The organism is Azospirillum sp. TSO22-1 (assembly GCF_003116015.1).
Taxonomy (GTDB): Bacteria; Pseudomonadota; Alphaproteobacteria; order Azospirillales; family Azospirillaceae; genus Azospirillum.
The window spans coordinates 1-15,382 of sequence record NZ_LGQZ01000015.1 but is presented as its reverse complement, the minus strand read 5'-3'; the positions used below and the strand labels follow the sequence as shown (position 1 = coordinate 15,382).

The 15,382-nt window shown below is 70.1% G+C and carries 12 protein-coding genes; 8 read left to right on the top strand and 4 right to left on the bottom strand.

Going from position 1 to position 15,382, the window contains the following annotated elements; all coding sequences use genetic code 11:
* The first annotated feature begins 96 nt into the window (after positions 1–96).
* The 4 genes from TSO221_RS05350 to TSO221_RS05335 all read left to right on the top strand — a co-directional run bounded on the left by TSO221_RS05350 (position 97) and on the right by TSO221_RS05335 (position 5,363).
* Entirely contained in the window at positions 97–1,314 is a 1,218-nt protein-coding gene (locus TSO221_RS05350; RefSeq protein WP_158283996.1) for a DegT/DnrJ/EryC1/StrS family aminotransferase, read from the top strand.
* Positions 1,315–1,358: 44 nt separating this feature from the next.
* Complete coding sequence (locus tag TSO221_RS05345; RefSeq protein WP_158283995.1) at positions 1,359–2,822, top strand: glycosyltransferase 61 family protein; 1,464 nt, start codon at positions 1,359–1,361, stop codon at positions 2,820–2,822.
* A 103-nt stretch (positions 2,823–2,925) separates the two neighbouring features.
* A complete protein-coding gene (locus TSO221_RS05340; RefSeq protein ID WP_158283994.1) occupies positions 2,926–3,708 on the top strand; it encodes a class I SAM-dependent methyltransferase in 783 nt (260 codons plus the stop codon).
* Positions 3,709–3,749: 41 nt separating this feature from the next.
* The gene (locus tag TSO221_RS05335; protein WP_158283993.1) at positions 3,750–5,363 is read left to right on the top strand and encodes a tetratricopeptide repeat protein; all 1,614 of its coding nucleotides are present in this window, start codon (positions 3,750–3,752) and stop codon (positions 5,361–5,363) included.
* A 31-nt stretch (positions 5,364–5,394) separates the two neighbouring features.
* Here TSO221_RS05335 and TSO221_RS05330 read toward each other — a convergent pair whose 3' ends face one another.
* Positions 5,395–6,378, bottom strand: a complete 984-nt coding sequence (locus TSO221_RS05330) for a CmcI family methyltransferase (protein ID WP_109117444.1) — start codon at positions 6,376–6,378, stop codon at positions 5,395–5,397.
* A 173-nt stretch (positions 6,379–6,551) separates the two neighbouring features.
* On the opposite strand from TSO221_RS05330, the gene TSO221_RS36770 reads away from it, so the two are divergent.
* Genes TSO221_RS36770 through TSO221_RS05310 form a run of 4 tightly spaced genes read left to right on the top strand, consistent with a single transcriptional unit; the run spans position 6,552 to position 11,376 of the window.
* A complete protein-coding gene (locus TSO221_RS36770) occupies positions 6,552–8,195 on the top strand; it encodes a Gfo/Idh/MocA family oxidoreductase (protein ID WP_282187708.1) in 1,644 nt (547 codons plus the stop codon).
* Complete coding sequence (locus TSO221_RS05320) at positions 8,188–9,372, top strand: DegT/DnrJ/EryC1/StrS family aminotransferase (RefSeq protein WP_109117442.1); 1,185 nt, start codon at positions 8,188–8,190, stop codon at positions 9,370–9,372. Before TSO221_RS36770 ends, TSO221_RS05320 begins: the two co-directional genes overlap by 8 nt.
* Before the next feature lie 44 nt (positions 9,373–9,416).
* Positions 9,417–9,950 (top strand): acyltransferase, encoded by a 534-nt coding sequence (locus TSO221_RS05315; RefSeq protein ID WP_109117441.1) that lies wholly within the window; start codon positions 9,417–9,419, stop codon positions 9,948–9,950.
* Between the two features lie 10 nt (positions 9,951–9,960).
* Positions 9,961–11,376: a glycosyltransferase gene (locus tag TSO221_RS05310; RefSeq protein WP_109117440.1), complete on the top strand. Its 1,416-nt coding sequence runs from the start codon at positions 9,961–9,963 to the stop codon at positions 11,374–11,376.
* 10 nt (positions 11,377–11,386) lie between these two features.
* On the opposite strand, the gene asnB is transcribed toward TSO221_RS05310, so the two are convergent.
* From asnB to TSO221_RS05295, 3 genes are all read right to left on the bottom strand, one after another.
* On the bottom strand, positions 11,387–13,291 hold the full coding sequence (asnB, locus tag TSO221_RS05305; RefSeq protein WP_109117439.1) for an asparagine synthase (glutamine-hydrolyzing): 1,905 nt from the start codon (positions 13,289–13,291) through the stop codon (positions 11,387–11,389).
* Between the two features lie 6 nt (positions 13,292–13,297).
* Positions 13,298–14,443 (bottom strand): DegT/DnrJ/EryC1/StrS family aminotransferase, encoded by a 1,146-nt coding sequence (locus TSO221_RS05300; protein WP_109117438.1) that lies wholly within the window; start codon positions 14,441–14,443, stop codon positions 13,298–13,300.
* Positions 14,440–15,382 (bottom strand): NAD-dependent epimerase/dehydratase family protein (locus TSO221_RS05295; protein WP_109117437.1); only part of this gene is annotated, 943 nt, incomplete at its 5' end. The genes TSO221_RS05295 and TSO221_RS05300, both read right to left, overlap by 4 nt.

The window sequence follows — 15,382 nt, the reverse complement described above, 5'->3', positions numbered from 1 at the left end:
CGGAGTGGTCGTTTGTCATAGGCTGCGCACGGGGTCTCCGCACGGCCGCACAAGGCCGGACACCCACAGAAGACGATGCCGGAAGGACGCACGCCGATGACGACCGACACCCTCGCCATTCACGGCGGCACGCCCGTGCGCGCCCGCCCGATGCCGCCGCGCCGCGCGCTCGGGGAGGCCGAATCCCGGATGATCGCCGAGGCGCTCGCCCACTACCGCGAGCTCGACGTCGACCCCGGCTATCAGGGCGTCTTCGAACGGCGCTACGCCGAGGCGTTCGCCGCCTTCATGGGCGGCGGCCACGCCGACGCGGTGGCCACCGGCACCGCCGCCCTGTTCGTGGCGATCGCCGCGCTGGAGCTGCCGCCGGGCTCGGAGGTGCTGGTCTCGCCGATCACCGATCCCGGCACCCTCTCGGCCATCGTCCTCAACCGCCTGGTCCCGCGGCTGGTCGACAGCATGCCCGGCAGCTACAACGTCGGGCCGGAGCAGGTGCTGGCGCGCGTCACCCCGGCCACCCGCGCCGCCGTGCTGGTCCATTCCATCGGCCGCCCCTGCCCGATCGACGCCATCGTCGAGGCGCTGCACGCCCGCGGCGTCCGGGTGGTGGAGGACTGCAGCCAGGCGCACGGCGCCCGCCTCGCCGGCCGCCGGGTCGGCGCCTTCGGCGACATCGCCGCCTTCTCCACCATGTACCGCAAGGCGCACATCACCGGCGGCTCGGGCGGGGTAGTCTACGGGCGCGACGAGGCGCTGTTCCGCATGGCGCTGGCGCACGCCGACCGCGGCAAGCCGCGGTGGGTGGAGGGCTTCGACGACCGCGACCCCAACGGCTTCCTGTTCCCGGCGCTGAATCTGCACACCGACGAGCTGTCCTCGGCCATCGGGCTGGCGTCGCTGGCCCGGCTGGACGACACCATCGCCCGCCGCCTCGCCTTCGTCGCCGACGTGACGCGGCGGCTGGAGGCCGAGGCGCGGGCCTGCCGGCCGTACGGCTGGGGCGAGGGGGATTCGCCCTTCATCTACCCGATCGTCGTCGATCCCGCGGCGATCGGCACCGACAAGACGAGCTTCGCCAGGGCGGTGCTGGCCGAGGGCATCGGGCTGAGCCCGCACTACAACTACCTCGCCGCGGACTGGCCGTGGCTGCGGCCCTGGCTGTCGGACGGCTTCGACACGCCGAACGCCCGCGCCATCCGCGACCGCACCTTCAACCTGTACCTCAACGAGAACTACGGCCCGGAGGAGGCCGCGGACGCGGCGGCGGCGATCCTCAAGGTCGAACGCCACTTCGCGCAGCCGGGTCGGGCATGATGCCGCAGCGCTCCCCGGACGCCGGCGAACGGCTCCAGAGGGCCATGGAAGCCCACAACGCCGGGCGCTACGACGACGCCATCGCCCTGTACCGGACGGCCCTGGCGCTTGACCCCGGCCTGAACGACGCCCGCCACCTGCTGGGGCTCGCCTGCGGGCGCAACGGCCGGATCCTCGAAGGATTGCGGCTGCTCCACGGGGCGCTGCGCGCCGCACCCGGCCATGCCATCGCCCAGGCCAACCTGAACAACCTGCGTGCATCCGTGCCTTACACGCTGATGGGCATGGCGCGCCTGGCCGACGCCCCGCCGCCGCGGGGTGACGGTGCCGACCTGGAGCCCGGACGCGCCTGGTGCGCCGCCGTCCACTCCGACGAAGCGTTCCGGATCGAGCGCCTGCCCACCGTCGTCGCCGCGCCAGACCGCGCGCCCCTCGACCTGCTGGCGCAGGCCGGGTACCCCTGCTCCCTGGAGCAGCGCGCGGGAACCGCCACGCTGGCCAAGCTCGACGATGTCCACCTCGACGCCGGAACGGGGATCATCTTCGACGACCGGTCGCTGTTCCTCGAGTCCTGCAGCCGCGTCGACCCGGCGACCCGCATCGAGGATGTCGACTTCGGATCTCCCGGCTCGGTCTTCAGCTACACCGACCAGTTCATCGTCGAAGCCCATACCGACTTCGAGACGGGCGCCCGGACGAACCGGTTCTTCGTGCAGACGGCGCTGGTCGAGGGGGCACCGCTGATCCGGCGGCCGTCGATCTGGCTCGGCGGAACGTCCAACTACTATCACTGGATGCTGGAGAACCTGACCAGGGTGCAGGTCGTTCGCGACTTCGGCATCGACGACCGCACGCTCCAGTACGCGGTGGAGGGCCGGCCGACGTCCATGGTGGTGGAAACGCTGGGCGCCCTGGGGATCGACCGCGACCGCATTCTGTTCCTCCCTCCGCGGGTGCACCGCTTCCGCTCGCTGCTGGTCCCCAGCATGCTGGTGCCGGAAAGCCGGATGGCTCCCCGCTCGATCCGCTTCCTGCGCGCGGCGCTGCCGGCGGCACCGCACCCGGACCTGCCGCGGCGCATCTACGTCTCGCGCAAGGACGCCACCATGCGCCGCGTCGCGAACGAGGCGGAGATCCTTGAACGGCTCAAGCCCTTCGGCGTCGTGGACGTGTCGTTGAGCGCCATGCCGCCGGCCCGGCAACGGGCCCTGTTCGCCGGAGCGGAACTGGTCGTCGGCCCACACGGGGCGGGCTTCGCCAACCTCGCCTTCTGCCGCCCGAGAACCCCCGTCGTCGAACTGTCGCCGCACCGCTGGCATCCCTGCTTCGGTGAACTGAGCGACCTCGTGCCGTGCCGTCATCACGTGGTGTTCCCGCGGCGCGAGGTGCAGAAGGCCGCCCGCGTGCCGATCACCTTTGACGCCGGCACGAACCCGCTTTCCATGGAGTTCGACCCCGCCACCGTCGAACAGGCCGTACGCCGCGCCCTGGCGCCGTCCGACGCCTGACCCGGCGCCGGTCCGGGCCGCCGTTTCGCTTTGCGCCGGAATGGCCGGCCCGTATATGGTGCCGCGCACCCCGGAACGCCCGCCATACCGGAAGGCAACACCCATGACCGAAACGCCCTACAGCCGCGCCTTCTACGACATGATCGTGGCCGGATCGAGCCAGTCGGCCCGGAAGATCATTCCCCTCCTGCTCGAGCGCCTGAAGGTTGGCTCGGTCCTCGACGTCGGCTGCGGCACCGGAGCCTTCCTGAAAGCCTTCGCCGAGCGCGGCATCGGCGACATCCAGGGCGTCGACGGCGATTATGTGGAGCGCGCCCAGCTCCTCATCGATCCGGCGCGGTTCCGCGGCCACGACCTGGGCGAACCGCTCGACCTCGGCCGCCGCTTCGACCTCGTGCTGTCGCTGGAGGTGGCGGAACACCTGCCTAGCGACCGCGCCGACGGCTTCGTGGACAACCTGTGCCGCCACGGTTCGGTGATCCTGTTTTCCGCCGCCATCCCCCTGCAGGGCGGCACCCATCATGTCAACGAGCAGTGGCCGAGCTACTGGATCGAGAAGTTCGCCCGCCGCGGCTACGAAGCGATCGACTGCATCCGGCCGCTGATCTGGCAGGAGCGCGACATCCAGTTCTGGTACCGCCAGAACTGCCTGATCTTCGCCGACGCCGCCGGGCTCGCCGCCAATCCCGGCCTGAGGAAGGAGCGGTCGCCCGGGCGCCCGGCCGGCGCGTTTGACCTCGTGCACCCCGAGATGTTCTTGCCCAAGGCCATGCAAGCCCAGAAGGCAACGGAACTGCAGGGCGCGCTCGACCAGCTGTGCAGCCGTGGCGGCGCCTACAGCTTCAGCCGCAATCCCGACGGCAGCACCACCATCCGCAAGATCTGAAGCCTTTGGGGCGCCGATACCGGCGTCGAGGATGTCCGCCCGTGCAGAACGAAACCCTGAGCGCACTTGAGACGGCCGTGGCGCACCACCGCGCCGGCCGCTTCGCCGAAGCCGAAGCGATCTATGACCAGGTTCTGGCGGCGGAGCCACGCAACCCCGATGCGCTGCACCTCATGGGCCTCATCCTGGAGCGGCGCGGCGAGTTGGAGCGGGCCGCCACGCTGATCGGCCAATCGGTGGCGGCCAATCCCGGTTTCGCCAACGCCCAGGAAAGCCTGCTGCGGGTTCTGCGGGCCGCCGGGCGCGCGGGGGAGGCGGTCGCTCCGGCGGAGGCGCTGACCAGACTGCGGCCGGACTCCCTCGCCGACTTGGCGCAGTTCGGCGACCTGTTGCTGGAAACCGGGCAGGCGGAGCGCGCCGCGGCCGCGTTCCGCGGCGCGCTCGCGCGCAGCCCCGGCGATCCGGCCCTGCCGTTCAAGCTGGGAGAAGCGCTGCTGGCGCTCGCCGACCTGCCGGGCGCCCTGGAGCAGTTCCGCACGGCGGTGATCCGGCAGCCGTCCTTCGCCGCCGCCTTCGAACGTTTCGACATGGTCCGCCGCGAGCTGGAAACCGCCGCGGCGCTGCAGGCCACGCTGACGCGCAACCGGGAAGGGGCGGGCCTGCGCGGCGACCGCCGGCTGTGCACCATCTACATCAAGGGTTACAGCCGCCCCTTCTACATCGACCGGCTGATCCGCAGCATCGGGCGCTGCATCCGCAATCACGGCCCGATCGTGCTGCTCAACGACGGCATCGGCGAGGTCTACACCGACAAGCTGAAGCGCGACCATCCCCACCTGGAGATCCGCAACTCCCCAAAGGTGGAGAGTGGCGTGATCGCTGCGCCGGCCGGCGGCCTCTACCACGAGCGCAAGGCGTTCTACCGCTCGCTTGACTTCTTCGACCCGGCACGCTTCTGGGTGCGCGAGATCCGCAGGGATCCCAATGACTACGTCATGTACCTGGACGAGGATCTCTGGTTCTTCCGTGAGATCGACCTCGAGGGCATGGTGGAGAACCTGCGCGCCAACGGCGCGCTCGGAGCCCTCCTGCTGTACCAGAAGGCCAACCTGCGCGCCGCGCGCCAGCAGCGCGATCCGACGGTCCACCAGGAGCCGGTCGGCTGCGGCGCCGTCATGGACTATTACGCGGCGCGTATTGACAGCCTGGACTACGCCGAGGGCTATCGCATCAATCCCGGCACCATCACGCTGAAGGATTACTGGGTCAACGCCTACGAGGACTGCCTGCATTTCGCCGACGAGATGCACCAGAACCGCAAGACGCTGCAGCTCTTCACGGCCCTGGCAGCCCGGATGCCCGACCTGCGCATGGGCATCCTGGACGGCGGGGCGATGAAGCACTCCAGCTCCTCCACGGCCCGGCCGGACGCCGGCGGCAAGATCCTGGCCAACCGCATCGCGCCCGACGTCTTCCACGACCTGCTGAGCCGGCACTGGCTGGAAGGGCGGCTCGACACCATGGCCGACTTCCCCGACGATTTCTCCATCGAGCGCTTGGTCGGGTTGATGCGCGGCCACATCCCGGAGGAACAGATCGCCGCCTGGGTGGAGTGGCAGCGCGACTTCGTGCGCATGTACCACTGGCTGGATTGAGCGCCCCCGCCGGCTGGCGGGGGCGCCGCCGTCAGCCGAGACGCTTCAGGTAACCGTTTGGGTTGTTGGTGACGAGCAGACGGTGCTTGAGCGCATCGATCACGAAATCGCCGCGTTCGTCCACGAAGCGGCGGATCGCCTCCATTGGCCCGCTGGCCTCGGGGTTGGGCGGCTCGGTGTAGCCCGGCCACACCGGATGGCCGTTGATGTTGGAATCCTCCACGACCATGTAGCTGCCGACCGACACGAGATCGGCGTAGATGCGCATCTCGGCCAGGACATGCGAAGCGAGATGCGAGGAATCGAGGGACACCAGCACCGTCTTTCCCTCGGCCTCGGCGCGCAGCGGATCGACGATCGCCGGATCGATCGACGAGCCGGTCTGGTAGGTGATGCGTGGGTGCTGCGGACGGTCGGGCATCGGCTCCACGTCCACGGTGACGATCCGGCCATGCCCGATGAGGTCCAAGAGGTGCGCCAGGAAGAAGGCGCTGCCGCCGTTGTAGGTGCCGGTCTCGATGATGAGGTCGGGCTTGGTCTCGAAGACGATCTCCTGATAGAGCATCAGGTCGTTGGGGAACTTGAGCACCGGGACGCCCATCCAGCGGCACATCCCCCATCCGTTCTGCAGGAAGGAGAGAGCCTGCACGGCACGGATGAAGTCCGGCTGGGTATCGACCGTGTGCCGCACCGCCGCCGGATTGCCGTAGATCGGGAAGGTGAAGGTGGTCAGCGTCTGGTCAGCCGGGTTGGACGAGATCACCGCCGTGCGCCAGAAGGCCCGGTCGTGCTCCACCCCGTTCAGGATGCTGATCGCTTCTGGTGTGTCCGGCCGGATCCGCAGGATCTCCCGGCACAGCGCCGCCGCCCCGTCGAGGGCACCGCAGGTGTGATAGCCCCGCGCCAAGTCGAGAGCGCCGCGCACGGCACGGTCACGCTCCGGCTGGTCGGCGGATGGCGCGGCCGCCAGCTGCGCCATGGCATGCGATAAGACGTCACGGATGCGGGTGGTCATTCCCCTGCTCCCAAGTGTGCGAAAGCGGCGGCCATTATAGAAGCCTTCGCGTGGGCCGCATTGGATTTCGGCGGCGGGAAGTCCTTGAGAACGGCCGATGGATGGTGGTATTCCCGCGGGGCCGCACGCATCGTGCCCCCACCCCGGTGCGGCGTTTCGAAGAGAGGCGCCCCTTGACCTCCAGTCCGACGTCTTCCCCAGGCATCCGGGTCGCCGTGATCGGCTGCGGGCACTGGGGCAAGAACCTGGTCCGCAACTTCCACCAGCTGGGCGCGCTCGCCGCGGTGCACGACGCCGACCCCGGGCACGCCGCCGACATCGGCGCGCGCCATGGCGGGGTTCCGGCCCGCGGCTTCGAGGAGATCCTGGCGGACCCGGAGATTCCGGCGGTGGCCATCGCCGCCCCGGCGGAGGCGCACTACCGGCTGGCACGCGCCGCGCTGCTGGCCGGCAAGCACGCCTTCGTGGAGAAGCCGCTGGCGCTCGCGGTCGAGGAGGCGGAGGAGCTGTGCCGGCTGGCCGAGGCGCAGGGCCGCGTGCTGATGGTCGGCCACCTGCTGCAGTACCACCCCGCCTTCCTGAAGCTGAAGGCTATGGTGGCGGCCGGCGAGCTGGGCCGGCTGCAGTACGTCTATTCGAACCGCCTCAACCTCGGCAAGGTGCGCCGCGAGGAGAACATCCTCTGGAGCTTCGCGCCGCACGACATCTCGATGATCCTGGCGCTGGTCGGCAACCGGCCCGAGGAGGTGCTGGCCACCGGCGCCGCCTACCTGCACAAGGTCATCGCCGACGTCACCACCACCCACATCACCTTCGCCGGCGGCGAGCAGGCGCACGTCTTCGTGTCGTGGCTGCACCCGTTCAAGGAGCAGAAGCTGGTCGTGGTCGGCGACGGCGGCATGGCGGTGTTCGACGACAGCCTGCCCTGGGCCTCCAAGCTGGTGGTCTACCCGCACCGCATCGACTGGGTGGACGGCATGCCGGTGCCGGCCAAGGCCGACGCCACCCCGGTGGCGCTGGAGGAGGCCGAGCCGCTGCGCGCCGAGTGCCTGCACTTCCTGGAGTGCGCCGCCGGGGGCCGCCGCCCGCGCACCGACGGCGCCGAGGGACTGCGCGTCCTGCGCGTGCTGCAGGCCGCCCAGCGGTCGATGGACGAGGGGCGCGCGCTGCGCCTCGACGCCGGCTCCGCCGCCATTCCCGCGGCCAGCCCGGCCCCGGCCGCCCCTCCCGCCGGCGCCGACCTGCCGCCGGGCGTCACCGTGCACGCCACCGCCTGCGTCGACGCCCGGGTGGAGATCGGCACCGGCAGCAAGATCTGGCACTTCAGCCACATCCTGCCCGACACCCGCATCGGCCGCGACTGCGTGATCGGCCAGAACGTCGTGGCCGGCCCGCACGTCACCATCGGCGACCGCTGCAAGATCCAGAACAACGTCAGCGTCTACAAGGGCGTGACGCTGGAGGACGGCGTCTTCTGCGGCCCGTCCTGCGTGTTCACCAACGTCGTCAACCCGCGCGCCGAGATCGAGCGCAAGGACGAGTTCAAGCCCACCCTGGTGCGCCGCGGCGCCACCATCGGCGCCAACGCCACCATCGTGTGCGGCGTGACGCTCGGCGAATACTGCCTGATCGGCGCCGGCGCGGTGGTGACGAAGGACGTGCCGGCCTACGCCCTGATGGTCGGCAACCCGGCGCGCCGCATCGGCTGGGTCAGCCGCACCGGCGACCGGCTGGGCGACGACCTGGTCTGCCCGCGCACCGGGCAGCGCCACCGCCAGACCTCCCCGGACAGCATCGAGGAAATCCCCAATGGATAAGACGGCCGAGCGGGCTGCCGCGCTCTCCGACAACCCGGGCGCCGGCCCCGTCCCGTTCATCGACCTGGCCGCCCAGCGGCGCCGCCTGGGGTCGCGCATCGAGGCGGCGATGAACCGCGTGCTGGAGCACGGCCAGTTCATCATGGGCCCGGAGATCAAGGCGTTCGAGACGCAGCTCGCCGCCTTCTGCGGGGCGAAGCACGCGATTTCCTGCTCCAGCGGCACCGACTCCCTGCAGATGGTGCTGATGGCCTGGGGCGTCGGGCGGGGCGACGCGGTGTTCGTGCCGACCTTCACCTTCGCCTCAACCGCCGAAGTGGTGGCCATCCTGGGCGCCACCCCGGTGTTCTGCGACGTGCTGCCCGACACCTTCAACATGGACCCGGCCAGCCTGGAGGCCGCCATCGGCGCCGCCAGGGCCGCCGGCCTGACGCCGCGCGCCGTCATCCCGGTCGACCTGTTCGGCCAGCCGGCCGACTACCGCCGCATCGAGCCGGTCGCCCGCGCGCACGGCCTGAAGCTGCTGGCCGACGCAGCGCAGAGCTTCGGCGCCGAGCTGGACGGCCGGAAGGTCGGTACCATCGGCGACGCCGCCTCGACCAGCTTCTTCCCGGCCAAGCCGCTGGGCTGCTACGGCGACGGCGGCGCGATCCTCACCGACGACGACGAACTGGCCGAGGCGCTGCGCAGCATCCGCGTGCACGGCAAGGGCAGCCACAAGTACGACAACGCGCGCGTCGGCATGAACGGCCGGCTCGACACGCTGCAGGCCGCCGTCCTGATCGAGAAGCTGTCGATCTTCGCCGACGAGGTGGCGGCCCGCCAGCGCATCGGCCGGCGCTACAACGAGCGGCTGGAGGGCATCGTCGCGGTGCCGGCGCTGCTCGACGGCGCCACCTCGGTGTGGGCGCAGTACACGGTCAAGGCCGAGGACGCGGCGCGGCGCGACGCGCTCGGCGCCGCGCTCAAGGCGGCCGGCATCCCGACCGCGGTCTACTACCCGCTGCCGCTGCACCGCCAGACCGCCTACCGCGGCTTCCCGGCGGCGCCCGGCGGGCTGCCGGTGTCGGACGCGCTGGCCGACCAGGTGATCAGCCTGCCCATGCACCCCTACCTGGACGAGGCCGTGCAGGACCGCATCGTCGCGGCGGTGGCCGCGGCGCGCAAGGCCGCCTGACGACCGCCGGAAGGCGCGCTTTCCCCGTCCCGGTCTCCCTGCCCATGGACATCGGCTCCTTCATCGCCCTCCTTCGGAGCGCCCACCGGGTCCTCCAGCAGGACAAGCTTGACCGCTTCCGACGCCGGGTCCCCTTTGGCGACTTGGTGTCCGAGCGGGCCGAGAACGCCGCGGCCTACGGCTTCGGCGAAGGCACCACCTGCTACGACGGCACGCTGATCATCGGCGACGTCAAAGTCGGCCGCCACGTCTGGATCGGCCCCGGCGTGGTGCTGGACGGCTCGGGCGGACTGGAGATCGGCGATTACGTCTCGATCAGCGCGGGCGTGCAGATCTACACGCACCATACGGTGGCGTGGTCCACCTCGTTGGGGCGGGCTCCCGTCGAGCACCGGCCGACCCGCATCGGCTCCGGCGTCTACATCGGCCCCAACTCGGTGATCCAGATGGGCGTGGAGATCGGCGACCGCGCGGTGATCGGCGCGCTCTCGCTGGTCAACCGGTCGATCCCACCCGGCGTCCGCGCCTGGGGTACCCCGGCGCGCGTCCAGTCCGATTCCCCCTCCACCGCGCCCTGAAGGACCGGCCATGGCCTCCGCTCTCATCGCACCGTTCGATCCCGCGCGACCGCTGCGGGTCCTAATCGGCACCATGGAGAACGGCGAGAACCTGTCGAATTTTGCAGAAGGGCTGAAACAGCTTGGCCACACGGTGACCAAGGTGTTCCAGTTCGCCGAATCGCAGCATGGCCGCCGGATCGTCCCCGACCACCTGCTGCGCGACGTGCTGGCCGGGACCACCTACGGCATTCCCGCGGAGGATCCGGACACGATCTTCTGGAACCCAGGCCCCCGCATCCAGGAGATGATCGACGGCCACGACCTGTTCATCTTCCAGAGCGGCAAGACCCTGCTGCCCGGCAACGACGATCTGCCGGTGATCAGGAACGCCGGGAAGCGGATCGTCTCGGTCTTCACCGGCACCGACGTGCGCCACTGGAGCGCTGCCGAGCCCCAGTACAGCTCTTGGGGACGCCGTTACTGGCCCGCCCATACGGAGAAATGGGATCAGCCGCACCCGACCAAGAGCCAGATGGTCCTCGATCAGTACTTCTACAATAATTGGTCGGTGGCGAATAAGATCTATACGCTTCGGATGGCGGAGCTGTACAGCGACGTGATCCTGTCGGTGCCGGAGCAGGCAGGGTTGGCGATCCGGCCATACTTCCACTTCCACGTTCCGATCGACGCCAACCGCTTCACCGCTGCAGTGCCGGACCGCGAGGTGCCCATCGTCGTGCACGCCCCCTCGCACCGCATCCGCAAGGGTTCAGACTTCATCCAGTATGCCGTCAACCTTCTGAACTTCCAGGGCGTCAAGGCGGAGTACCGGCAGTTCGAAGGCCTCGACAACGCCGTCGTCGCGCAGGAACTGTCCAACGCCGACATCGCCGTGGACCAGATCTTCGCGATGATGCACGGGGGGTTCGCGCTGGAGGCCATGGCCGCCGGCTGTGCCGTGCTCGCCTCCAACGTGCCCGAGTTCATGCCGGGTCCGGAGGAGCGACCGATCCTGGATGTCCACCCTGGCAACCTTCACACCCAGCTGCGCCGCCTCATCGAGGATCGCGCGTTGCGTCGTCGTCTGGGCGAGGAGGCACGTCGCCATGTGGAACGCCACCACACCCCGGTGGCCGCCGCCCGTCATCTTCTGAACGCCCTGGCGCGGGCCGAGGCTGACGACTTCGACTACTGGCCCTCCTTCTTCCTGCAGCACTACCGGCTGCCGCGCTCGGAAGTTCTGCCCCCGCACGTCCTGGGCCTGAATCTGGAGGTCATCCGCAGCGGCCGCGTGCCCCGCGGCACCCACCCCACCCTGCTGCGCGAGCGCGGCCTGATCCCCGACGCTCCCCTGGACCCATTCGAGCGGAGCCGCTTCCTGCAGCGCACCGACCCCGCCATCGGGCCGTACGGGCTGCGCTTCGACCCGATCGACTTCCCGTAGGGAATCGGGGTCAGCGCCCCGCTCCGCCCGGCGCCTGCCCGTCCAGAAAGATCCGGCACCACCACTCGAAGCACAGCAGCGACCAGATCAGCAGGCGGCGGTTGACTTTGCCTTCCAGATGCTCGCTCACCAGCTCGCGCACGGTGTCGGGGCGCAGGAAACGGTAGAGCGCCGCATCCTCCTCCAGCAGCGTGCGCGAGACGTAGGCCAGGCTGTCGCCACGGAACCAGCTGCCGTCCGGGCCGCTGAAGCCCTGCTTGGTGCCGTTGACGTAGTCCTCGGGCAGGAAGCGGCCGAGCATCCGGCGCAGGATGATCTTGCCGTCGTTGGTCTTGTCGCCATACAGCGCCGGCTTGGCGCCGGGGGTGTTCTCGTCGAAGCGGATGACCTGCTCGAGGTCGCGCAGCTTGCTGCGGATCGGCAGGCGCATGGCGAAGTCGACGAGGTCGTTGTCGAGGAACGGCACCCGCGTCTCCAGCCCGTGCGCCATGCTGAGCCGGTCCTCGACCACCAGCAGGCCGTGCAGGAAGGTCCGGCACTCGAAGTACAGCGAGTTGTTGACGTAGTCCTCCGGCCCGTGCGGCGCCGCCACCTTGTGGCCCTCCAGCACCGCGCGGAAGCTGTCGATGGTCAGCCGGTCGCGCACGGCGTCCCACACCTCGGGCTGGAACAGGCGGTGGATGGTCTTGTTGTTCACCAGCCGCTGCCAGAACACGTAGTAGTTCCGGACGTAGTCGTCGAAGTCCGTGCTGGCGACGGTGCGGTAGTAGCGCCAGGGATAGCCGGCGAACAGCTCGTCGCCGCCGGTGCCGGCGAGCATCACCTTGACGAACTTGCTGGCCAGCCGCGAGACGTAGAAGTTGGGGTAGGACTGGCCGACCCGTAGGTCCTCCAGGTGCCAGACCAGCGAGGGCAGGCAGCGCTCCAGGTCGCCGGCCTTCAGCACCACCTCGTAGTGCTCGGTCTGGAACTGGTAGGACAGCGCCTCGGCGCGCCGGCGCTCGTCGAAGCCGAGCTCCAGGCCCGAGGCCGAGGACAGGTCGAAGCCGCCGGTCACCGAGACGAGGTGCGGGATCTCCCGCGAGGCCACCGCGGTGATGGCGCCGGAATCCATGCCGCCGCTGAGGAAGGCGCCGACCGGCACGTCAGCGACCAGCTGGCGGCGCACCGCCTGGACGAACAGCCGGTGCAGCTCCTCCTCGTACTCCTCCAGGCTGCGGGTCTCGGACGGTTCGCGGAAGTCGAAGTCCCAGTAGCGCTCGACCGTCTCCGACCCGTCCGGGCGCACCAGCATGGTGTGGCCGGGCTGCAGGATGCGCACCCGGTCGAACAGCGTGCCGCCGCCGAACACGTTCTGGAAGGTGAAGTAGTCGAGCAGCGCCCCCGCATCGACGCCGGCGCGGAACGCCGGGTGCTGGCGGAACGCCTTGACCTCGCTGGCGAACAGCAGCGTGGACCCGTCCCGCCAGACGTACAGCGGCTTCACCCCGTAGCGGTCGCGCGCCAGGAACAGCGCGCGCTCGCGCCGGTCCCAGATGGCGAGCGCGAACATGCCGTTGAGGCGCGACACCGCGGCCGGCCCCCACTCGGCGTAGGCGTTCAGCACCACCTCGGTGTCGCTGCGCGAGCGGAACTGGTGGCCGCGCGCCTCCAGCTCGACCCGCAGCTCCTGGAAATTGTAGACCTCGCCGTTGTAGGTCATGACGTAGCGGCCGTCGCCGCTCATCATCGGCTGGTGCCCGGCGGGCGACAGGTCGATGATGGCGAGGCGCCGGTGGCCGAAGCCGACGCCCTCCTCCACCCAGGTGCCGTCCCCGTCGGGGCCGCGGTGGGCGATCGCGTCGGTCATCCGGCGCAGCGCCACCGGCGAGACCGGCGCGCGGTCGAGGTTGAGGATTCCGGCGACGCCGCACATGGCCGGTCAGCCCAGCGTGTGCAGAGCCTCGGCGACGTAGGCGTAGTCGGCCATGCTCATGCGGTTGTGCAGCGGGATCGCCATGCTGTGCCGGTCGCAGTCGCGCGCCCCGGGGAAGTCGTCCGGCGCCAGGCCGAAGCGGTCGCGGTAGTAGCCCAGCATGTGCACCGCGTGGGTGCCCGGCCGGGTGGCGATGCCGCGGGCCTGCAGCCACTCCATGATGTCGTTGCGCGGCATCGGCGCCGTCGCCTCGTCGACGAAGCAGACGTAGGCCTGCCAGGCGTGCTCGCAGCCCTCCGGCACCTCCGGCGTGCGCAGCCACGGCAGGCCGGCGAGCGCCTCGGCGTAGAAGGCGGCGGCCTCCGCCCGCTCCTTGATGAAGCGGTCGAGCTTGCCTAGCTGCACCAGGCCGACCGCGCCCTGCAGGTCGGTCATCCGGTAGTTGAAGCCCAGCAGGTTGAACTCCGGCAGCAGGTAGGGACGGGGCCCGCGGTGGCGCTGCTCCTCGGACACGCTGGCGCCGTGGTTGCGCAGCATGTTGCAGGTCTCGGCCAGCGCGGCGTCGGCGGTGGTCACCATGCCGCCCTCGCCGGTCGTCACCGACTTGCGCGGGTGGAAGGAGAAGGACGCCGCCAGCCCCAGCGTGCCGGCCGGCCGGCCCTTGTAGGCGGCCCCGGCGGCGCAGGCCGCGTCCTCGATGACCGGGATGCCAGGGGCCGCGGCGGCGATGGCGTCCATGTCGGCGCAGCGGCCGAACAGGTGCACGGCGATGATGGCGCGGGTGCGCTCCGTCACCCTGGCGGCGAGCTGGGCCGGGTCGAGGTTGAAGGTGGCCGGATCGACGTCGACGAACACCGGGGTGGCGCCGCAGTAGACCACCACGTTGGCTGTGGCGACCCAGGTGAAGGCAGGGACGATCACCTCGTCGCCCGGCCCGATCCCCATGGCGGCGAGGACCAGGTGCAGGCCGGTGGTGCAACTGGTGGTGGCCAGCGCGTGCGGCACCCGGTGGCGCTCGGCGAACGCCTTCTCGAAGGCGGCGACCTTCGGCCCCTGCGTCAGCCAGCCGCTCTCCAGCGGCTCGCGCAGGGCCTGCCACTCCTCCTCGCCGAGCGAGGGCAGCGAAATGCCGATGGAGCGCGGCGCGGTCATCGGCCGGCACCCTGCCGGCGGCGGCGCTCGACCTCGGCCTTGTGGGTGTCGCGCCACTCGATCAGGGCGCGCAGGCCGTCCTCCAGCGGGACGCCGGCGGTGAAGCCGATCTCCTCGGCGGCGCGCTTGGGGCAGCCGATGCGGTTCTTGACGAAGGTCTGGCCTTCCGGCTCGTAGCGGACCTGCAGTGGCGAGCCGCTGAGCCGCAGGATCATGTCCGACAGCTCCTTGATCGAGGTGCGCCGGCCGGTGCCGACGTTGTAGAAGCGGTCGACCGTGTCCGCCTGCATGGCGCAGACGTTGGCCTTGGCGCAGTCGCCGACGTAGACGAAGTCGTAGGCTTGGCTGCCGTCGCCGTAGATCACCGGCGCCTCGCCGTTGTCGAGCCGATCCAGCATCTTCATGATCACGGCGATGTAGGCGCCGCGGTAGTCCTGGCGCGGGCCGTAGACGTTCATGTAGCGCAGGCCGACGGAGGGCAGCTTGTAGCGGTGGTGCAGCGAGCGCAGCATCGCCTCGCCGGCGATCTTGGTGGCGCCGTAGAAGTTGGTGTTGAGGAACGGGTGGTCCTCGGTCATCGGCTCCTCCACCGCGTCGCCGTACACCGACGCCGAGGAGGAGTAGACGAGGCGCTGCACGTTGTTGGCGACGCACGCCTCGATGACGTTGAAGGTGCCGCGGATGTTCACGTCGAAGGCCGAGCGCGGGAAGTCCTGGCAGTGCAGCAGCCACAGCGCGGCGAAGTGGAACACCCCGTCCACGCCCTTCATCGCCGCGTTCAGGATGTCGGTCTGCAGGATGTCGCCGCCGAGGTCGAAGATTTTGACCCGCGGGTCCTTCAGCGCCTCGGCCAGGTTCTCTTCGCGGCCACGCACGAAGTTGTCATAGACGATGATCTCCCCGACGTCATGGCGGGGGAGGGCGGCGACGGGGTGGGGG